The sequence below is a fragment of the Streptomyces sp. AC602_WCS936 genome (assembly GCF_019049125.1).
GTDB lineage: Bacteria > Actinomycetota > Actinomycetes > Streptomycetales > Streptomycetaceae > Streptomyces.
In genome coordinates this window covers 184,876-203,273 of record NZ_JAGMUF010000008.1, presented here as the reverse complement: position 1 = coordinate 203,273, position 18,398 = coordinate 184,876, and the positions used below count along the sequence as shown (strand labels likewise).

Genomic DNA, 18,398 nt, shown 5'->3' with positions numbered 1-18,398 from the left:
ATGCCCCCCATCCCCGGCTCAGGTCTGGCCAAGGGCCTGGCCGTCACCCTCCGCACGATGACGAAGAAGACCGTCACCGAGCAGTACCCGGACATCCAGCCCGACCTCCCGCCCCGCACGCGCGGCGTGATCGGCCTGTTCGAGGAGAACTGCACGGTCTGCATGCTGTGCGCCCGCGAGTGCCCGGACTGGTGCATCTACATCGACTCCCACAAGGAGACGGTCCCGGCGGCGACCCCCGGCGGGCGCGACCGCAGCCGCAACGTCCTCGACCGCTTCGCCATCGACTTCTCGCTGTGCATGTACTGCGGTATCTGCATCGAGGTCTGTCCTTTCGACGCCCTGTTCTGGTCCCCGGAGTTCGAGTACTCCGAGACCGACATCCGCGACCTGACCCACGAGCGCGACAAGCTCCGCGAGTGGATGTGGACGGTGCCGGCCCCGCCCGCCCTCGACCCCGGTGCGGAGGAACCGAAGGAACTCGCCGCCGCCCGAAAGACCGCCGACAAGCTGGCCGCCCAGCAGGAGGCAACGGGACCGGAAGCGGCCGGACCGGAAGCAACCCGGCCGGAACAGGAGGGCCGGGAATGACCCTCGCAGCGACCGTCGGTCACCTCGCCGCGGACTCCACGACCCTGGCCGCCGAATCGCAAGGCTTTCTCTCCCCGACCGGCGTCGAGATCGCCTTCCTCCTCGTCGGCCTGGTCACCTTCGGCGCCGCCGTCGTCACCGTCACCACCCGGCAACTGGTCCACGCCGCCCTGTGGCTGGTGGTGGCCCTCGGGGGTCTCGCCGTCGAGTACCTCCTGCTCACCGCCGAGTTCATCGCCTGGGTGCAGGTCCTCATCTACGTCGGTGCCGTCGTCGTCCTCATCCTGTTCGGCCTGATGCTCACCAGGGCCCCCATCGGCCGTTCCCCGGACGCCGACTCCGGCAACCGCTGGGCCGCCCTCACGGTGGCCGTGGCCGCCGCCGCGGCCCTGGTCTGGGTCGTCGTCGACGCCTTCCGCACCACCTGGATCGACCTGGACGGCCCGGCCGCCGGCTCCACCGCCGTCACCGGAGCGAGCCTGTTCCAGAACTGGGTCCTCCCCTTCGAAGCCCTCTCGGTCCTCCTCCTCGCCGCCCTCGTCGGCGCCATCGTCCTGTCCCGCAGGACGAAGGCGGACCGCGCGGCAGAAGCCGGCCGGCCGACCGCCCCGAACAGCACCGACAAGGGCGGTGACCGCTGATGCACCTCGCCTATCCCGCCGTCCTCTCCGTCCTCCTGTTCTGCACGGGCCTGTACGGCGTCCTCGCCCGCCGCAACGCGATCCTGGTCCTGATGTCGGTCGAGCTGATGCTCAACGCCGTCAACCTCAACCTGGTCGCCTTCGACGTCTGGCTCAGCAGGACAGCCGAGGAGACCCTGCACTCCGGCCAGGCCCTGACCCTGTTCATCATCGCTATCGCGGCCGCCGAGATCGGCATCGGCCTGGCGATCGTGCTCGCCGTCCACCGCAACCGCGGCACCGCGGACATCGACAAGCTCCGTGACACCGCCGAGGGACCCGACGGCTACGGCCCCGACGGCGACGGCCCCGATGGCAAGGACTCCGACAGCGCGGGCACCGACGCCGCCGCGACCGGGCCGGGCACCGAGAAGGCTGAGGCCACCGCGTGACCACGACCACCCTCGCCGCACTCGTCCCCGTCCTCCCCTTCCTCGGGGCAGCCGCCGGTCTCCTCCTGGGCCGCTCCGCGCCGGGCTTCGTCCGACCGCTCGCCGTCCTGCCGACGCTGGCGGCCCTCGTCCTCGCCGTGGTCGTCGCGGCCCGCCAGGGCGGCGGCCGTGCCGTCGACGCCGTCACGGAGCTGACCCCCACCGGTTCCGTCCCCGTCGAACTCGCCCTGCACATCGACGGCTTCGCCGCCCTCGTCGCCGTCCTGGTCGGCTGCGTCGCCACCTGCGTGCAGATCTACTCGACGGGCTACCTGCGCGACGATCCGCGCTACCCCTCGTACGCCGCCCTCGTCTCCCTGTTCACCTCCGCCATGTTCCTCGTCGTCTACTCCGGCGACCTGATGGTGCTGCTGGTCGGCTGGGAGATCATGGGCATCTGCTCCTACTTCCTGGTCGGCCACTACTGGGAGACCTCGGAGGCCCGCGCTGCCTCCCTCAAGGCCTTCCTGGTGACCAAGCTCGGTGACGTCCCCTTCCTGATCGGCCTGCTGGCGCTGGCCACCGAGGCCGGCTCCTTCCGCATCACCAAGATCCTCGGCGCGGTCGCGAGCGGCTCGCTCGACCACCCGACGCTGATCGCGCTGCTGCTCCTGGCCGGTGTGGCGGGCAAGTCGGCGCAGTTCCCGCTGCACACCTGGCTTCCCGACGCGATGGCGGGCCCGACGCCCGTCTCCGCGCTCATCCACGCCGCGACGATGGTCGCCGCCGGTGTCTACTTCGTCGCCCGGCTCCTTCCGCTGTTCCAGGCCTCGCACGCCGCGATGGTCGTCCTCGCCGTCATGGCCGCCGTCACGATGGTCGGCTCGGCGCTCGCCGCGCTCGCCCAGGACGACATCAAGCGCGTCCTCGCCTACTCGACCATCGGACAGCTCGGCTACATGACCGGCGCCCTCGCCGCCGGCGACCGCGGTGCCGCCGTCTTCCACCTCCTCACCCACGGCGCCTTCAAGGCGCTGCTGTTCCTCGCCGCCGGCGTGATCATCCACGCCGCCGGCACCAACTCACTGGCCGCCATGTCCCGCATGCGGGGCCTGCGCGACCGCGTCCCGGACGCCTACTGGACGATGACCGTGGCGCTGCTCGCCCTGGCCGCGATCCCACCCTTCAGCGGCTTCTTCTCCAAGGAGGCCGTCCTCGTCGTCGCCGAGCACGCCGCCACCGGCCACACCGAGCAGGCGCCCGGCGCCGCGGGCTGGACCGTCCTCCTCGCCGGCCTGGTCACGGCCCTGCTCACCGCCGCGTACGCGATGCGCCTGTGGCTCCTGGCCTTCCACGGACAAGGCACCGAGGCCCCCGACCACGGCCGGCAGCCGGTGGTCATGAACGCCGTGCTCTGGGTCCTTGCGATTCCGTCACTCGCCCTCGGCGGGCTCGCCTTCCGCCTCCTGCCCGACTGGTTCGACGGCCACGACCTCACCCCGACCCTCACCACCTCCGTGCTCGGCACGGGCGTGGCCCTGGTCGGCGGCATCGTCACCTACGCGGCCTGGCGCCACACCACGGCCCTTGCGGCCCGCCCGCCGCTCGGCGCGGTCGCGGCCCACCCGGAGGGCGACGCCGCCCTCGTGGAGGCCGAGGCCATCGCCAGCCACGAGCCGGCCTACGGAGACATCGCCTACGCCGCCGACCCGTCCGACCCCGGACGGCTCCTGCTGGGCCCGCTGCACCGGCACGCGGCCGTCGGCTTCCACCTGGACGCGGTGTACACGACCCTCTTCGTCCGACCGGTCCAGGCCGGCGCGAGTCTCGTGCGGTTCCTCGACCGGGAGGTCGTCGACACCTACGTACGCGCGGCGGGTGCCCTGCCGCGCCTCCTGGGCACCGCCGTACGCCGGGCTCAGACCGGCAATGTCCAGACCTATGTGAGCGCGCTGCTCGCCGGCACCGTCGTCCTCGCGGTCGCCGCCGTCCTCGTCGCCACGGGAGCGTGAGCAGGCGTGATCGATATCAACGAGTCCGTGATGCAGTTCCTTCTGGCGTTGATCGTCGTCGGCCCGCTCATCGGCGCCGCCGCCGCTCTCCTGCCCGCCCCTCCCGGACTGAAGGGGAAGTCACCCGACCAGGCCGTCCTGCGGCACGGCGTCACCGTCACCGGTGCCGTCCTCGTCGCCGCGATCGTCCTCGTGCTCGGCTTCGACCACGACCAACCGTCGAAGATGCAGGCCAGCACCGACATCAGCTGGATCCCCGCACTCGACGTGCGCATCCACCTCGGCATCGACGGCATCTCCCTCCCCCTGCTGGTCCTGACCGCGCTGCTGACCTTCCTCTGCGCGCTCTACTCGTACTTCAACATGCCGTCGGGCCCGTCCCCGAAGGCGTTCGTCGCGCTGCTGCTCGTCCTCGAGTCCGGCACCCTCGCGACCTTCGCCGTCCTCGACCTGATCCTGTTCTTCCTCGCCTTCGAGATGGTCCTGATCCCGATGTACTTCCTCATCGCCCGCTGGGGCGGCGAGGGACGGGCCGGGGCGGCCTGGAAATTCATCCTCTACACCCTCCTCGGCTCCGTCGTCATGCTGCTCGGCCTGCTCCTGGTCGGACTCGGCGCGGGCACATTCGACATGGTGGCACTCGCCACTGACAACGGCCGGTCGCTGACCACATCCGTGCAGGTCATCGCCGTTCTGGCGATCGGGATCGGCCTCGCGGTCAAGACCCCGATGTGGCCGCTGCACAGCTGGCTGCCCGACGCCCACACCGCCGCCCCGACCGTCGGATCGGTCCTGCTGGCCGGCGTCCTGCTGAAGATGGGCACGTACGGGTTCGTGCGCATCCTCCTCCCCGTCGCGCCGGAGGGCTTCCACACCTTCGCGCCCTACCTCGCCGCCTTCGCCGTCGTCGGCATCATCTACGGCTCCCTCGCCTGCCTGGCCCTCGCCAAGCGGGGCGCGAAGGGCGACCTCAAGCGCCTCATCGCCTACTCCTCCGTCGGCCACATGGGCTTCGTCCTGCTCGGCATCGCCACGATGACCCCGACCGGCGTGAACGGCGCCCTGTTCGCCAACATCGCCCACGGCCTCATCACCGGCCTGCTCTTCTTCGTCGTCGGCGCCCTCAAGGACCGCACCGGCACCACCGACCTCGACACCCTGGCCGAGGAGACCGGAGCCGCTCTGTACGGCAAGGCGCCCCGACTGGGCGGCCTCCTCGCCTTCGCCGCCGTCGCCTCGCTCGGTCTGCCGGGCCTGGCCGGCTTCTGGGGCGAGATGCTGGCCCTGTTCGGTGCCTTCGACCCCCACGAGGACCTCAGCCGCCCCGCCTTCCTCACCTTCATGGCGATCGCCGCGTTCGGCACGCTGCTGACCGCCGCGTACATGCTGATCGTGGTCCGCCGCGTCTGCATGGGCGCCGTACCGCGCGAGGCCCCGAAGCTCACCGACGTACGCACCTACGAGTTCGCCGCCTGGACGCCGCTCGTCGCCCTCACCGTCGTCGCCGGACTGTGGCCCAGGACCCTCCTCGGGCTGACCGACCCGGCCGTGCAGCAGCTCCTCTCAGGAGGCACCCGATGAGCTCCCCGGCCCAGCCGCTCGCCGAGGCCCTGTCGCAGCCACTGGCCCAGAACCTCGTCCAGTCCGTCGACTGGCTCGCCATCGCGCCGCCCACCATCACGGCGGTCGTCGGACTCGCCGTCCTCGTCACCGACCTGTTCGTCAAGGACGCCCGCAAATCCCTGCTCGGCTGGATCTCGGTCGCCGGACTCGCCGCCGCCGCGCTCATGCTGCTGCCCCTGGTGAACGACGACCGCTCCACGTTCTGCCTGACCGGCGACGCCGACGTGTGCAGCTACACCGCGGACACCTTCACCCTCGCCATCCAGTTCCTGGTCCTCGGCGGCGCCCTCGTGACCGCCCTGCTGTCGGTCACCGCCGTGAAGGACGCCGACCGCGGACTCCCCGAGGGCGAGTTCTGGTTTCTGCTGCTCTCCTCCGCGGCCGGCGCCGCGCTCCTGCCCGCCTCCCGCGACCTCGCCACGCTGATCGTCGCCCTGGAGGTCGCCTCCCTGCCCGCCTTCGCCCTCGTGGGCCTGCGCCAGGGCGACCGCCGGTCCTCCGAAGCGGCCCTGAAGTTCTTCCTGTCCTCGGTCACCGCGACCGCGGTCAGCCTCATGGGCATCAGCTTCGTGTACGCCTCCACCGGCACCCTCTACCTCACCCAGGTGGCCGAACGCATCCAGGACGTCGACGGGCAGCTCACCACGCTCGCCCAGACCGGGGTCGTCCTCACCCTCGTCGGTTTCGCCTTCAAGACGGCCGCCGTGCCCTTCCACTTCTGGGTGCCGGACACCTATGTGGGCGCGCCCCTGCCGATCGCCGCCTATCTGTCCGTGATCGGCAAGGCGGTCGGCTTCTCCGGCCTGGTCCTCGTCACGGTCATCGCCCTCCCCTCCTACGCCGACGTCTGGGGCCCCGCCCTCGCGGTCCTGGCCGCGCTCACCATGACCGTCGGCAACGTCGGCGCCCTGCGCCAGCAGTCCACGCGCGCGTACAGCGCGGTACGCCTGCTCGCCTGGTCGTCCGTCGGGCAGGCCGGCTACCTCCTGGTGCCGATCGCCGCCGCCGCGTACTCCGACGACCCGGAACGCTCGATCGGCTCCACCGTCGCCTACGCCCTCATGTACGCCGCGGTGAACCTCGGCGCCTTCGCGGTGGCCGCGCTCGTGGGCCGTACGAGGTCCCTGAACCGCGTCGCCGACTACCGTGGTCTGTACGCGTCCAATCCGCTCGCCGCCCTGCTCCTGGCCTTCTTCCTGCTCTGCCTGGCCGGACTGCCGCCCGGCGTCATCGGCCTCTTCGCCAAGGTCACGGTGTTCTCCGCGGCCGTGGACGCCGGGCTCGGCTGGCTGGCCGTCGTCATGGCGGTCAACGTCGCCATCGCGCTGTTCTACTACCTCCAATGGACGGCCCTGCTGTTCCGGGCGCCCGAGGAGGCGACCCCCGGACACCACGTTCCGGCGCCCCTCACGGCCGCGATCACCGTGACCGCGGTCCTCGCCGTCGCCCTCTCGGGCGCGCCCCAGCTGATCCTGCGCTTCGCCGACACCGGCCTCTTCTGAACAGCGGCCGCCTCCCGCCACGACCGGGCGGGAGGCGCCGTAGCGCACGCGAGCGGGACCACCGCCTGCCACCCGCGCGTGCGGGCACCCGGCCTCCACGCGCGCGTGCCGCGCACCGAGCCGTCACCCGTACGGTCCACGCGCGCCCCCGCGGGCGCCGGGGAACTGGTCGCCCTCGCCTGGCGTTGACCAGTACGGAAGGGTCCACTGGACGTGATGCCACGGCACCGGTGGCTTCGGAGACCAGGAAGCAACCACAGCGAGCGACACCAGCAAGCAAAGGGTTCCCCTGCTGCACCACTTGGAGGGCGTACCGTGCACCGCCGGCACAACGGGCTCAGGACCGCAGTACTCCTCGGGGGACTGTCCGCGCTCATCATCGTCATCGGCAGTTTCTTCGGCCGAGCGGGGCTCGTCGTCGCCGTCCTCGTCGCGCTCGGCACGAACGCGTACGCGTACTGGAACAGCGACAAGCTCGCCCTGCGCGCGATGCGCGCCCGCCCGGTCAGCGAGTTCGAGGCCCCGGCGCTGTACCGCATGGTGCGGGAGCTCTCCACCCAGGCCCGCCAGCCAATGCCCCGCCTGTACATCTCACCGACGGAGGCGCCGAACGCCTTCGCGACCGGCCGCAACCCGCGCAACGCGGCCGTGTGCTGCACCGAGGGCATCCTGCGCCTGCTCGACGAGCGCGAGCTGCGCGGCGTCATCGGCCACGAGCTCAGCCACGTCTACAACCGCGACATCCTGATCTCGTCCGTCGCCGGAGCCCTCGCCTCGGTGATCATGTTCCTGGTCAACTTCGCCTGGCTCATCCCGATCGGCCGGTCCAACGACGATGACGGACCCGGTTTGCTGGGCATGCTCCTCATCATGCTCCTCGGTCCGCTCGCCGCCACCGTCATCCAGCTGGCCATCAGCCGTTCCAGGGAGTACGAGGCGGACGCGTCCGGCGCCCAGCTCACCGGAGACCCGATCGCCCTCGCCGGAGCCCTGCGCAAGCTGGAGCACGGCACCAAGCAGCTCCCGCTGCCCCCGGAGCCCCGGATCGAGACGGCGAGCCACATGATGATCGCGAACCCGTTCCGCCCCGGGCAGGGCCTCTCGAAGATGTTCTCCACCCATCCGCCGATGGCGGAGCGAATCGCCCGACTCGAAAAGATGGCAGGTCGTCAGCAGTGAAGACCATCCTGAACGTCATTTGGCTCGTGCTCAGCGGCTTCTGGCTGTTCCTCGGCTACGTCGTCGCGGGCGCGCTGCTCTGCATCACGATCATCGGCATCCCGTTCGGCATAGCCGCGTTCCGCATCGGCGTCTACGCCCTGTGGCCCTTCGGGTACGCGGCGGTCGAGCGACGGGACGCCGGAGCCCCCTCCTGCATCGGCAACGTCCTGTGGCTGGTCCTCGCCGGCTGGTGGCTCGCCATCGGCCACATCGTCACCGGCATCGCGCTGTGCGTCACGATCATCGGCATTCCGCTCGGCATCGCCAACTTCAAGCTGATCCCGGTCTCGCTGCTCCCGATGGGACGCGAGATCGTACGCACGGACCAGCCGTTCACGGCCACCGCCGGCACCCAGCGGGCCGGCTGGTAGGAGCCGCGGTTCTCCACAGGAGCGGAGTTGTCCACAGGACTGCGCGGCTGCCGGTCGCGGCCCGCATGATGAACCCATGACCGACGATCACCGAAACCACCGGACGGCTTTGCGACGTCCTTCTCACCGAGAGAACGGCGACGCGCGCGGAGGAACGAGCAGCCCGCAGCACTGGGACGGCTCGGCCGCGGAGAGAAAGGGCAGGGTCGGGGCATGACCGTCATCAGCTGGATCATCCTGGGACTGCTGGCCGGGGCCATCGCCAAGTTCCTGCTGCCGGGCCGCGACCCGGGAGGGCTCGTCGGCACCACCCTCATCGGTATCGCGGGCGCGTTCACCGGCGGTTGGATATCGGCCCGCTGGCTGGATCACCCGGTCAGCAAGGACTTCTACGACGGAGCCACGTGGGCGGCCGCGATCGGCGGTTCCCTGGTGCTTCTGATCGCCTACCGGCTCCTGTTCGGCAACTCCCGCGACTGACGCCGGCTGAGCGGGCGGGCAGACGAAAGGCCAGGCAGGCGAAAGGGCGGGCCCACTGCCGGCACCCGCCCTTCCTGGTACGACCGTTCAGCAGATCACCGGTAGTTGACGAACTGCAGTGCGAAGTCGAAGTCCTGGTTCTTCAGCAGGGCGATCACGGTCTGCAGGTCGTCCCGGCTCTTGGAGGAGACCCGCAGCTCGTCACCCTGTACCTGGGCCTTCACACCCTTGGGGCCCTCGTCACGGATGAGCTTGGCCACCTTCTTCGCGTTGTCCTGGGAGATGCCCTCCTCGATCGACGCGAAGATCTTGTACTCCTTGCCGGAGAGCTGGGGCTCGCCCGCGTCCAGAGCCTTCAGCGAGATGCCGCGCTTGATCAGCTTGGACTGGAAGACGTCGAGGATGGCGTTCACCCGGTCCTCCGAGTTGGCCTCCATGAGGATCTTCTCCCCGGACCACGAGATCGAGGCGCCCACGCCCTTGAAGTCGTAGCGCTGCGAGATCTCCTTGGCGGCCTGGTTGAGGGCGTTGTCGACCTCCTGCCGCTCGACCTTCGAGACGATGTCGAAACTGGAGTCGGCCATGTCCTGTGGCTCCTTGATATCTGGGTGCGTGTCGGGCCGCGTATCGGCTCCGTACCGGCATGCAGCTACGGCCGCCGAGCTCCGCAGAGGTCCCCGGCCGCATCCGGACAAGCCTAGCCACCCGCCGTCCCCCGGGCGGCGATCAATCGGGTGGCGAAGCACCCCTCCACATCAGGTATTGTTTACGTCGTTGCCACGGAGCGCCGCCGAAAGGCGGTTCGACGGGCAGCGAACCCCGGCGGTGTGCCCGAGCGGCCAAAGGGAGCAGACTGTAAATCTGCCGGCTCAGCCTTCCCAGGTTCGAATCCTGGCGCCGCCACAAGACCGAAAGGGTCTGTGAACAGCAGCAATGCTGATCGCAGGCCCTTTTGGCGTTCACGGACCCCCCTGATCGTTGTGACGCGTGTGGGGCGGGTGTGGGGCAGCTTCCGCTGCCTACTGTGGTTGTGCCCCGAAGTTGAGCCAGGCGGACACGGCAGCGTGGGGAAGATCATATGGACGCTTCGTCGGCGGCGACGGGCACTGAGCGGGCGCCAGAAGTGGCGGCGCGGCCGAACCAGCGTTCGCGACCCCCGGCGGTCAGTCGAGGCTCGTGAAGAAGGGCTGAGGCAGCGCCAGGACCGATGTGCACGACGTCGGTGCGCGATCTCGCCGCACCACCGTCATGGCGGCCGTCTGCACGGCCAACGCCCGCTCGCGCGTTGCGGGCAGACTGGGGGCATGGTCCCGTCCTCCCGCCGCAGAACCTGCCCCGAGTGCCGTCGCGAGATCGCCGTGGTCGCGGGGCGGTACGCGCGTCATGACCCGCCCGGCGCGCGGGGGAGTGGCGAGCTCGTCTCCTGTCCCGGGTCGCGCCGGCCGGCACAACTGGGAGCGGCGCAGCCGTCCTTGGACGGGTACGTCGTCCCCGACTTCCCCGGGCAACTGCCCCTGTTCTGACCGGTGTGCCGGGTGCTCGCGCACACGGGGACCGGCTGCTCAGTTCCCGGCCACCGACTTCACCGCCACCGACACCGGCGCCGAGCCCGCGATCAGCTCCAGGGTCAGGCCCGCCGTGGCCGGCGTGTCGACCAGCTCCGCCAGCACGGCGGCCACGTCGTCGCGCGGCACGGGACCGCGGCCGGTGTGTGCCTCCAGACGCACCAGGCCGGTGCCGGCGTCGTCCGTCAGCATGCCGGGCCGCAGGATCGTCCAGTCCAGCGCGTCCAGGGAACGCACGTGCGCGTCGGCCTCACCCTTGGCGCGCAGGTAGACGTCGAAGATCTCGTCGCCCTGGTGCTCCGGGTCGGCGCCCATGGAGGACACGACCACGAAGCGCCGTACGCCCGCCCGGACCGCCGCGTCCGCGAAGAGGACCGCCGCCGCCTTGTCCACCGTGTCCTTGCGGGTCGCCCCGCTCCCGGGGCCCGCGCCCGCGGCGAAGACCGCCGCGTCCGCGCCCCGCAGCCGCTCCGTGACCTCCTCGGCCGAGGCCGACTCCAGGTCCAGGACGACCGGTTCGGCGCCGACCGCACGCAGATCGTCGGCCTGTTCGGCCTTGCGGACGATGCCCGCCACCTCGTCGCCGCGCGCGGCGAGCAACCGCTCCAGCCGCAGCGCGATCTGACCATGACCACCAGCGATGACAATGCGCATGCCTTCGACCGTACGCCGCGACGGCCGCCCGCGCCGCACGACTTGCACCATGTCCCACCGGCCGCCCGGCGCGCCGCCGTGAGCATTTCCGGACGCCTCGGTGCCCTCGTGCCGCGCTGCCTTCCCTTAGCCCCTCAGCCCTCCAGCCCCTCAGCGCCTCCCAAGCCCTCAGCGCCTCCCAGGCCCCCCACGCCCCTGTCGCGGCAGCCCCAGGTCGGTCGCGGTTGCCGAGTCGCCGTACTCCCGTACCGCGCTCGTCCGTGCCACCACGCGCCCCCGATGTACCACGATCCGGCTGTACGCCAGGGACAGCGCCCCCGCCAGCCGGTCCCCGCGCACCGCGAGGAGTTCGGCCGGGAAACCCGCCTCCACCCGTACCTCGGGCAGGCCCAGGGCCGTCCGTGCCGCCGTGCTCACCGCGTCGTAGGCGTCCTCGGGACGCAGCCCGTGGCGCGAGGCCAGCAGGTACGCCGCCTCCAGGGGGTCGCCGCGCCCGACCGGGTTCGACACGTCCCGCAGGGCGCCGCTCCCGGCGGTGACCCGCACCCCGGCCGCCCGCAGCAGCCGTACCGGTGCCGTGCCGTCGCGGCCCTCCACGGCGCCGCAGGCGCCCTGCGGCAGGCATACGACGGTCACTCCGGCCGCAGCGAGGCGGTCCGCCGCCCGGGCGGCCACGTCGGAGGGGAGCCGGGCGAGGCCCTCGCAGGGGCCCAGGGTCACCCCGGGGCGCAGTCCGCCCGCCATCGCCGCCAGCCGGGCCAGCCGTGCGGGGTCGGCGGCGTCCGTGTGCAGGTCGACCGGGCAGCCGTGCTCGGCGGCGACCTCGAGGACGGCCTCCACGTAGCCCGTCGGATCGGGGTCCAGGTCCGGGCAGCCGCCCACCGCGTCCGCGCCCATCTTGACCGCGTCCCGCAGCAGCGCCAGTCCGTCGGCGCCGGCCGCCCCGGTCAGCACCCTCGGCATCGCCACCGCGGTCAGGTCGGTCAGCCCGCGCAGCGAGCGCTGGGCCCGCAGTACGCCGGTCAGCGCGCCGAGCCCCGGAACGGCGCCCACGCGTACGTGCGCCCGCAGCGCGGTCGTCCCGTGCCCCAGCTGGAGCAGGGCGGCCTCGGTGGCCCGCCGCTGGACGTCCAGGGGGTCGCAGGAGACGGGACCCGGAGTCTCGGCCGTCAGCGCGGTGTCGCCGTGGACGTGGGGGTCGGCGGGGGCGGGCAGGAGCAGGTAGCCGCCGAGGTCGACGCGGGTGCCGGGGCCGCAGGCGCCGGCCGGGGACAGACTGCCGGCCGTGCCGACCGCCTCGATGCGTCCGCCGTGCAGCCGTACGTCCACGGTCCGGCCGTCGGTGAGGCGGGCCCCGGTCAGCAGGAGCGAGCCGGGACCGGCGGAACCGGAGGGGGAGGGCGAAGGGGAGGGCTGCGGCTGGCTGTCGGGCATCGCGCTCCTCTGGGCTCGGGGCTGCGCAGTGGGGGACGCAAGATCACGCAGAGTGAGTCGAGCCTAGGACGGTGATCAGCTCGTGGCGCGGAGGAGCGCAATAGTCGTACCGGCGCGGTCCGCCGCTGCGCGGTGGTCGGGACGGGCCGGGGCAGGGGCGGCGAAACGGATTTGGGCGAACGGCGGGCGACCGTGTAATGTCTTCATCGCTCGCCCCAATAGCTCAGTCGGCAGAGCGTCTCCATGGTAAGGAGAAGGTCAACGGTTCGATTCCGTTTTGGGGCTCTGGTGTGAGAGGTTCCCGCCGCGAGGCGGGGCCCGATCGCATCACAGCGGTGTAGCTCAGTCGGTAGAGCAAGCGGCTCATAATCGCTGTGTCACCGGTTCAAGTCCGGTCACCGCTACTCTTAGTAGCCGATTGCGGGGTCGGTCCTTCAATCGGCTACTCTTTCCTGCGTTAATACCATCAATCCGTTCGTCAAGGAGCACTTCACGTGGCTGCCACCGACGTCCGCCCGAAGATCACGCTGGCCTGCGTGGAGTGCAAGGAGCGGAACTACATCACCAAGAAGAACCGGCGTAACAACCCGGACCGACTGGAGATGAAGAAGCACTGCCCGCGTTGCAACGCGCACACCGCGCACCGCGAAACGCGATAAATCAGGCTCGTACGTGAGGCCGTCCCCGAAGCTCGGGGGCGGCCTCACGTCGTTTCGCCGTCCGCAGGCAGACGGCAACAGGTAGACAGAGACCAGCAGGAGGTGCCGAGCCCATGGCGCTCGACCAGTCCTTCGTGGGGCGGACCTATCCGCCCACCGAGCCCTACGAGGTGGGCCGGGAGAAGATCCGTGAGTTCGCGGAGGCGGTGGGGGACGCGAACCCGGCGTATACGGACGCCGAGGCGGCGAAGGCGCTCGGCCATCCGGACGTGATCGCGCCGCCGACCTTCGTGTTCTCCGTCACGTTCCGTGCGGCCGCGCAGGTCATCGAGGACCCGCGGCTCGGTCTGGACTACAGCCGGGTGGTGCACGGCGACCAGAAGTTCGCATACTCCCGCCCGGTCCGCGCGGGTGACCGGCTGAGCGTCACCTCGTCCATCGAGGCGATCAAGTCCATGGCGGGCAACGACATCCTGGACGTCCGCGGTGAGGTCCACGACGAGGCCGGCGAGCACGTCGTGACCGCCTGGATCAAGCTGGTGGCCCGCGCGGCCGAGGAGGCGTGAGCATTCGATGACGGCGAAGATCTCCTACTCCGACGTCGAGGTCGGTACCGAGCTGCCCGCCCAGAGCTTCCCCGTGGACCGGGCCACGCTCGTCCGGTACGCGGGTGCCTCCGGCGACTTCAACCCCATCCACTGGAACGAGAAGTTCGCCAAGGAGGTCGGCCTCCCGGACGTCATCGCGCACGGCATGTTCACCATGGCCGAGGCGATCCGCGTGGTCACCGACTGGACCGGTGACCCGGGCTCGGTCGTCGAGTACGGCGTCCGCTTCACCAAGCCCGTCGTCGTCCCGAACGACGACAAGGGGGCCGTCATCGAGGTCAGCGGAAAGGTCGCCGCCAAGCTCGACGACAACACCGTCCGCGTCGATCTGACGGCGACCAGCGCCGGACAGAAGGTGCTGGGCAGGTCCCGCGCGGTCGTACGGCTGGCCTGATACATGCAGGTGTAAGGGGCGTCCTCCAAGGGAGTGCGCCCCTTACCTGTGTCCGCGTACCCGTCTGCGGTTGACCTAGTTAGTGATTGAGTACTAACTTACTCGTCATGGTCAGGATGAGCGCAGAGGAGAGGCGCGAAAGCGTCATCCGTGCGGCGATGAGCGAGTTCGCCCGGGGCGGCTATTACGGCACGTCCACCGAGGCCATCGCCAAGCGGGTGGGGGTCTCCCAGCCGTACCTCTTCCGGCTCTTCCCGGGCAAGAAGGCGATCTTCCTGGCGGCGGCGGAGCGATGTCTCCAGGACGCGCGCAGGGTCTTCATGGAAGCCTCTGAGGGCCTCCACGGCGAAGAGGCGCTGCACGCCATGGCGAACGCCTACACGCAGCTGATCGCCGAACAGCCCGAAAAGCTCCAGATGCAGTTGCAGACGTACGTGGCCGTGGCGGCGGCCGAGGCCGCCGGGGACCTCGAGTTCGGCGAGATGGTGCGCAAGTGCTGGATGGAGCTCTTCGACGCCGTTCATGTGCCCCTCGGCGGCGACGTGGGCGAGACGACGACCTTCATGGCGTACGGCATGCTCGTCAACGCCCTGGTCGGCATGGGCTTCCCGCCGGAGCACCGGATCTGGGAAGGCTTCTACATTTCGGCGAGGGCCAAGACCGGTCAAGGCGAGGCGTAGGTATGTGAGGCGTAGGTGCCCGGCGCCCGCGCGGGCTTGCGTTTCACTGCGCTTCGCGCTTCCGCATGGGCGCAGAAGTTAGTAATCAATAACTAATCGACAGAAGTCCGACGCAAGCAGTGCACACCCTCTGGGGGAGAGATGTCACAGCACGGCGCACAAGGGAGCGCCCGCCGTGGGGGAACGGCCTGGGCCCTCGTCATCACCAGCGTCGCCGGTTTCATGGCGGCCCTGGACAACCTCGTCGTCACCACCGCCCTGCCCGCCATCCGCGAGGACCTGGGCGGGGCGCTGCACGACCTCGAATGGACCGTGAGCGCCTACACGCTCACCTTCGCCGTCCTCCTGATGTTCGGCGCGGCACTCGGCGACCGCTTCGGCCGCCGCAGGCTCTTCCTCGTCGGCATCACCGTCTTCACCGCGGCCTCCGCCGCCGCGGCCATGGCACCCGGCATCGACTCGCTGATCGCCGCCCGCGCGGTGCAGGGCGTCGGCGCGGCCATCATGATGCCGCTCACCCTGACCCTGCTGACGGCCGCCGTGCCCGCCGAACGACGCGGGATGGCGTACGGCATCTGGGGCGCCGTCAACGGGCTCGCCGTCGCCTCCGGTCCGCTGGTCGGCGGAAGTCTCACCGAGCACATCTCCTGGCAGTGGATCTTCTGGCTGAACGTTCCGCTGGGCCTGGCCCTCCTGCCGCTCGCCCGCCTCCGCCTCGCCGAGTCGCACGGCACCGGCGCGCCGCTCGACGTCCCCGGCACGCTGCTCGCCAGCGGCGGACTCTTCGGCATCGTCTACGGCCTGGTCCGCGGGCCCGTCGACGGCTGGACCGGCCCGGTGGTGCTGACGAGCCTGTTCGCGGGCGCCGCGCTCCTCGTCGCCTTCGTCCTCTACAGCACCCGGGCGAGGAATCCCATGCTCCCGATGCGGCTGTTCCGCTCCCGCGCCTTCGCCGGCGTCAACGCGGCGAGCCTGCTGATGTTCCTGGGGATGTTCGGCTCGATCTTCCTGCTCAGCCAGTACATGCAGAACGTGCTCGGCTACACGCCCACCGAGGCGGGCCTGCGGATGCTGCCCTGGACCGGCATGCCGATGCTGGTCGCGCCGCTCGCCGGAATCCTCTCGGACCGGATCGGCGGCCGCCCGGTCGTCGCCGCCGGCCTCTTCCTCCAGGCGGCCGGACTCGGCTACCTCGCCTACGTGGTCACCGCCGACGTCACATACGCCGCCCAGTTGCCCGGCCTCATCCTCAGCGGCATCGGCATGGCTCTCTTCTTCGCCCCGGCCTCCGCCCTGGTGATGTCCAGCGTCGTCCAGGCGGAACAGGGCATCGCCTCGGGCGCCAACAACGCCCTGCGCGAGGTGGGCGGCGCGCTCGGCATCGCGGTGATGTCCTCGATCTTCGCGGCCCAGGGCGGGTACGGGTCCGCGCAGTCCTTCGTCGACGGACTGCGGCCGGCGATCGCGGTGGGCGCCGCGGTCGTCGCCCTCGCGGGCGTCGCGGCCCTGCTGATCCCGGCCCGCCGCGGGAACGGCGCGCTGCCCGCGGACCACCGCCAGACCCAGCCACCCACCGACCCGGAACTCCAGCCACCCACCGACCCGGAACTCCTCCCACCCGCCGAAGCGGCCACCCGCTGACCGGCGGACGAGAAGCGAAGGCAGCCCACACGCCCCTCACCGCCCGGCCCGCGCCCACCCTGCCGCCGAAGTACGAGTACGCCCGACCCGAACCGAGGAACGCCCCGGCCGACCGGCCGGGGCGTTTCCCGCTGCCCGGCCCTGTCACCGCCGTCTCGTACCCTTGACCGCGTGCAGGAACTCCACGACGCCCCCCTCGCCCCGCTGACCACCTTCCGGCTGGGCGGCCCCGCGACCCGCCTGATCACGGCCACCACCGACGCCGACGTCATCGCCGCCGTCCGCGAGGCCGACGACACCGGCACGCCCCTGCTGCTCATCGGCGGCGGGTCCAACCTGGTCATCGGCGACAAGGGCTTCGACGGCACCGCCCTGCACATCGCCACGCGCGGCCTCTTCCTCGACGGCACGACGCTCGAAGTCGCGGCCGGCGAGATCTGGACCGACGCCGTCGCCCGCACCGTCGAGGCCGGCCTCGCCGGCGTCGAGTGCCTGGCCGGCATCCCCGGCTCGGCGGGCGCCACCCCGATCCAGAACGTCGGCGCGTACGGCCAGGAGGTCTCCTCGACGATCACCGAGGTCACCGCCTACGACCGCAGGAACCGCGAGACGGTCACCCTCGCCAACGCCGACTGCGCCTTCTCCTACCGCCACAGCCGCTTCAAGGCGGAGCCCGAGCGGTACGTAGTCCTGCGCGTCCTCTTCAAGCTGGAGGACGCCGACGGGCTCTCCGCGCCCCTCCGCTACGCCGAGACGGCCCGCGCCCTGGGCGTCGAGGCCGGCGACCGGGTACCGCTGGCCGCCGCCCGCGACACCGTGCTGAAGCTCCGCGCGGGCAAGGGCATGGTCCTGGACCCCGAGGACCACGACACCTGGTCGGCCGGCTCGTTCTTCACCAACCCGATCCTCACGGACGACGAATTCGCCGCCTTCCGCTCCCGCGTGGCCGAACGCCTCGGCGACGCCGCGGAACCGCCCGCCTTCCCCGCGGGCGAGGGCCGGATCAAGACCTCCGCCGCCTGGCTGATCGACAAGGCCGGCTTCACCAAGGGCTACGGCACCGGCCCCGCCCGCATCTCCACCAAGCACACCCTGGCCCTCACCAACCGCGGCGAGGCGACCACAGAGGATCTGCTGGCCCTGGCCCGCGAGGTCGTCGCCGGCGTCCGGGAGGCCTTCGGCGTCACGCTGGTCAACGAACCGGTGACGGTCGGCGTCAGCCTTTAGGGGCCCACGCCCCGTGCCGTGTCAGTAGGCCACACCCACACCCTGCTTCACGGTCGCCGCGTCCTCGGTCAGCGCCAGCATCGCGTGTGCGACGTCGGCCCGGCCGACGAAACGCCCCTTGGCCGGGAAACCGCCGACCACCGTCCGGTACCGGCCCGAGAGCGGCTTGTCCTGCAGCCGCGGCGGTCGGACGACCGTCCAGTCCATGCCGCTGCGCGCCAGCTCCTCCTCCATGGCGCGCAGGTCGGCGTACACGTCCTTCAGCAGGGCGGAGACGACGCCGCGCACCGTCCGGTCCAGAGGGCCGTCGCCCTGCGGCCGCGGCCCCACCGGGGCGGCGCTGACCACCAGCACCCGGCGCACGTCCTCCGCGCCCATCGCGCCGAGCACCGTCCGGGTCAGCCGGGTCGCGACGCCCGCGTCCTTCCGGCTGCGGGCGCCGAGCCCGGACAGCACCGCGTCCCGCCCGGCCACCGCCGGACGCACCGACGCCGGGTCGCTCAGATCCGCGCGGAACACCTCCAGGCGCTCCCCGGTCACGGTCAGCCGCGCGGGGTCCCGGACGACGGCGGTGACGTGGTGCCCCGCGCCGAGCGCCTGGCGTACGACCTCCTGGCCGATGCCTCCGGTGGCACCGAAGACGGTGAGTTTCATGGCGTACCCCATCCGACGATTCGGTGGGTGA

The 18,398-nt window shown here is 71.1% G+C and carries 20 protein-coding genes and 3 tRNA genes; 19 read left to right on the top strand and 4 right to left on the bottom strand.

Annotation, left to right across the window (positions count from 1 at the left end; all coding sequences use genetic code 11):
* From KUM03_RS03705 to KUM03_RS03665, 9 genes are all read left to right on the top strand, one after another.
* Positions 1-591: an NADH-quinone oxidoreductase subunit I gene (locus tag KUM03_RS03705; protein WP_217245531.1), complete on the top strand. Its 591-nt coding sequence runs from the start codon at positions 1-3 to the stop codon at positions 589-591.
* Positions 588-1,232, top strand: a complete 645-nt coding sequence (locus KUM03_RS03700; RefSeq protein ID WP_217245530.1) for an NADH-quinone oxidoreductase subunit J — start codon at positions 588-590, stop codon at positions 1,230-1,232. Before KUM03_RS03705 ends, KUM03_RS03700 begins: the two co-directional genes overlap by 4 nt.
* A complete protein-coding gene (gene nuoK, locus KUM03_RS03695; protein ID WP_217245529.1) occupies positions 1,232-1,663 on the top strand; it encodes an NADH-quinone oxidoreductase subunit NuoK in 432 nt (143 codons plus the stop codon). Before KUM03_RS03700 ends, nuoK begins: the two co-directional genes overlap by 1 nt.
* Positions 1,660-3,654, top strand: coding sequence for an NADH-quinone oxidoreductase subunit L (locus KUM03_RS03690; RefSeq protein ID WP_217245528.1), 1,995 nt, complete (start codon positions 1,660-1,662; stop codon positions 3,652-3,654). The genes nuoK and KUM03_RS03690 overlap by 4 nt, the downstream gene beginning before the upstream one ends.
* A gap of 6 nt (positions 3,655-3,660) precedes the next feature.
* Positions 3,661-5,235: a NuoM family protein gene (locus tag KUM03_RS03685; protein ID WP_217245527.1), complete on the top strand. Its 1,575-nt coding sequence runs from the start codon at positions 3,661-3,663 to the stop codon at positions 5,233-5,235.
* Positions 5,232-6,779 carry an NADH-quinone oxidoreductase subunit N gene (locus KUM03_RS03680; protein WP_217245526.1) on the top strand — a complete coding sequence of 516 codons (1,548 nt, stop codon included), beginning with the start codon at positions 5,232-5,234 and terminating at the stop codon, positions 6,777-6,779. The genes KUM03_RS03685 and KUM03_RS03680 overlap by 4 nt, the downstream gene beginning before the upstream one ends.
* Before the next feature lie 315 nt (positions 6,780-7,094).
* Positions 7,095-7,958: a zinc metalloprotease HtpX gene (gene htpX / locus KUM03_RS03675; protein WP_073725198.1), complete on the top strand. Its 864-nt coding sequence runs from the start codon at positions 7,095-7,097 to the stop codon at positions 7,956-7,958.
* Positions 7,955-8,371 carry a YccF domain-containing protein gene (locus tag KUM03_RS03670; RefSeq protein ID WP_217245525.1) on the top strand — a complete coding sequence of 139 codons (417 nt, stop codon included), beginning with the start codon at positions 7,955-7,957 and terminating at the stop codon, positions 8,369-8,371. The genes htpX and KUM03_RS03670 overlap by 4 nt, the downstream gene beginning before the upstream one ends.
* A gap of 213 nt (positions 8,372-8,584) precedes the next feature.
* Positions 8,585-8,851 (top strand): GlsB/YeaQ/YmgE family stress response membrane protein, encoded by a 267-nt coding sequence (locus tag KUM03_RS03665; RefSeq protein WP_073725194.1) that lies wholly within the window; start codon positions 8,585-8,587, stop codon positions 8,849-8,851.
* 95 nt (positions 8,852-8,946) lie between these two features.
* Here KUM03_RS03665 and KUM03_RS03660 read toward each other — a convergent pair whose 3' ends face one another.
* Positions 8,947-9,435 carry a YajQ family cyclic di-GMP-binding protein gene (locus KUM03_RS03660; RefSeq protein ID WP_217245524.1) on the bottom strand — a complete coding sequence of 163 codons (489 nt, stop codon included), beginning with the start codon at positions 9,433-9,435 and terminating at the stop codon, positions 8,947-8,949.
* Between the two features lie 237 nt (positions 9,436-9,672).
* Here KUM03_RS03660 and KUM03_RS03655 point away from each other — a divergent pair.
* Positions 9,673-9,754 (top strand) — tRNA-Tyr (locus KUM03_RS03655).
* A gap of 401 nt (positions 9,755-10,155) precedes the next feature.
* Positions 10,156-10,374 (top strand): hypothetical protein, encoded by a 219-nt coding sequence (locus KUM03_RS38120; protein WP_254398760.1) that lies wholly within the window; start codon positions 10,156-10,158, stop codon positions 10,372-10,374.
* 39 nt (positions 10,375-10,413) lie between these two features.
* Here KUM03_RS38120 and KUM03_RS03650 read toward each other — a convergent pair whose 3' ends face one another.
* Positions 10,414-11,070, bottom strand: a complete 657-nt coding sequence (locus KUM03_RS03650; RefSeq protein ID WP_217245523.1) for an NAD(P)H-binding protein — start codon at positions 11,068-11,070, stop codon at positions 10,414-10,416.
* A gap of 168 nt (positions 11,071-11,238) precedes the next feature.
* Entirely contained in the window at positions 11,239-12,504 is a 1,266-nt protein-coding gene (locus tag KUM03_RS03645) for an amidohydrolase family protein (RefSeq protein ID WP_217245522.1), read from the bottom strand.
* A 212-nt stretch (positions 12,505-12,716) separates the two neighbouring features.
* Here KUM03_RS03645 and KUM03_RS03640 point away from each other — a divergent pair.
* The 8 genes from KUM03_RS03640 (at position 12,717) to KUM03_RS03605 (ending at position 17,713) form a co-directional block, all read left to right on the top strand.
* Positions 12,717-12,789 (top strand) — tRNA-Thr (locus KUM03_RS03640).
* 46 nt (positions 12,790-12,835) lie between these two features.
* Positions 12,836-12,908, top strand: a tRNA-Met gene (locus KUM03_RS03635).
* 90 nt (positions 12,909-12,998) lie between these two features.
* The gene (gene rpmG, locus KUM03_RS03630) at positions 12,999-13,163 is read left to right on the top strand and encodes a 50S ribosomal protein L33 (protein ID WP_003948671.1); all 165 of its coding nucleotides are present in this window, start codon (positions 12,999-13,001) and stop codon (positions 13,161-13,163) included.
* A 113-nt stretch (positions 13,164-13,276) separates the two neighbouring features.
* The gene (locus KUM03_RS03625) at positions 13,277-13,729 is read left to right on the top strand and encodes a MaoC family dehydratase N-terminal domain-containing protein (protein WP_217245521.1); all 453 of its coding nucleotides are present in this window, start codon (positions 13,277-13,279) and stop codon (positions 13,727-13,729) included.
* A gap of 7 nt (positions 13,730-13,736) precedes the next feature.
* Positions 13,737-14,165, top strand: a complete 429-nt coding sequence (locus tag KUM03_RS03620; protein WP_217245520.1) for a MaoC family dehydratase — start codon at positions 13,737-13,739, stop codon at positions 14,163-14,165.
* Positions 14,166-14,272: 107 nt separating this feature from the next.
* Positions 14,273-14,845 (top strand): TetR/AcrR family transcriptional regulator, encoded by a 573-nt coding sequence (locus KUM03_RS03615; protein WP_217245519.1) that lies wholly within the window; start codon positions 14,273-14,275, stop codon positions 14,843-14,845.
* A gap of 141 nt (positions 14,846-14,986) precedes the next feature.
* The gene (locus tag KUM03_RS03610; RefSeq protein ID WP_254398759.1) at positions 14,987-16,486 is read left to right on the top strand and encodes an MFS transporter; all 1,500 of its coding nucleotides are present in this window, start codon (positions 14,987-14,989) and stop codon (positions 16,484-16,486) included.
* A gap of 171 nt (positions 16,487-16,657) precedes the next feature.
* On the top strand, positions 16,658-17,713 hold the full coding sequence (locus tag KUM03_RS03605) for a UDP-N-acetylmuramate dehydrogenase (RefSeq protein WP_217245518.1): 1,056 nt from the start codon (positions 16,658-16,660) through the stop codon (positions 17,711-17,713).
* Between the two features lie 21 nt (positions 17,714-17,734).
* On the opposite strand, the gene KUM03_RS03600 is transcribed toward KUM03_RS03605, so the two are convergent.
* Positions 17,735-18,367 (bottom strand): NAD(P)-dependent oxidoreductase, encoded by a 633-nt coding sequence (locus tag KUM03_RS03600; protein ID WP_217245517.1) that lies wholly within the window; start codon positions 18,365-18,367, stop codon positions 17,735-17,737.
* Between the last annotated feature and the right edge of the window lie 31 nt (positions 18,368-18,398).

Bases quoted from the DNA above. Each gene is read 5' to 3' on its own strand.
- KUM03_RS38120 (WP_254398760.1), top strand. From the start codon at position 10,156: ATGGTCCCGTCCTCCCGCCGCAGAACCTGCCCCGAGTGCCGTCGCGAG.
- nuoK (WP_217245529.1), top strand. From the start codon at position 1,232: ATGCACCTCGCCTATCCCGCCGTCCTCTCCGTCCTCCTGTTCTGCACG.
- KUM03_RS03650 (WP_217245523.1), bottom strand. From the start codon at position 11,070: ATGCGCATTGTCATCGCTGGTGGTCATGGTCAGATCGCGCTGCGGCTG.
- KUM03_RS03700 (WP_217245530.1), top strand. From the start codon at position 588: ATGACCCTCGCAGCGACCGTCGGTCACCTCGCCGCGGACTCCACGACC.
- KUM03_RS03660 (WP_217245524.1), bottom strand. From the start codon at position 9,435: ATGGCCGACTCCAGTTTCGACATCGTCTCGAAGGTCGAGCGGCAGGAG.
- KUM03_RS03705 (WP_217245531.1), top strand. From the start codon at position 1: ATGCCCCCCATCCCCGGCTCAGGTCTGGCCAAGGGCCTGGCCGTCACC.
- KUM03_RS03600 (WP_217245517.1), bottom strand. From the start codon at position 18,367: ATGAAACTCACCGTCTTCGGTGCCACCGGAGGCATCGGCCAGGAGGTC.
- KUM03_RS03645 (WP_217245522.1), bottom strand. From the start codon at position 12,504: ATGCCCGACAGCCAGCCGCAGCCCTCCCCTTCGCCCTCCCCCTCCGGT.
- KUM03_RS03615 (WP_217245519.1), top strand. From the start codon at position 14,273: ATGGTCAGGATGAGCGCAGAGGAGAGGCGCGAAAGCGTCATCCGTGCG.
- KUM03_RS03665 (WP_073725194.1), top strand. From the start codon at position 8,585: ATGACCGTCATCAGCTGGATCATCCTGGGACTGCTGGCCGGGGCCATC.
- KUM03_RS03625 (WP_217245521.1), top strand. From the start codon at position 13,277: ATGGCGCTCGACCAGTCCTTCGTGGGGCGGACCTATCCGCCCACCGAG.
- KUM03_RS03610 (WP_254398759.1), top strand. From the start codon at position 14,987: ATGTCACAGCACGGCGCACAAGGGAGCGCCCGCCGTGGGGGAACGGCC.
- KUM03_RS03620 (WP_217245520.1), top strand. From the start codon at position 13,737: ATGACGGCGAAGATCTCCTACTCCGACGTCGAGGTCGGTACCGAGCTG.
- KUM03_RS03680 (WP_217245526.1), top strand. From the start codon at position 5,232: ATGAGCTCCCCGGCCCAGCCGCTCGCCGAGGCCCTGTCGCAGCCACTG.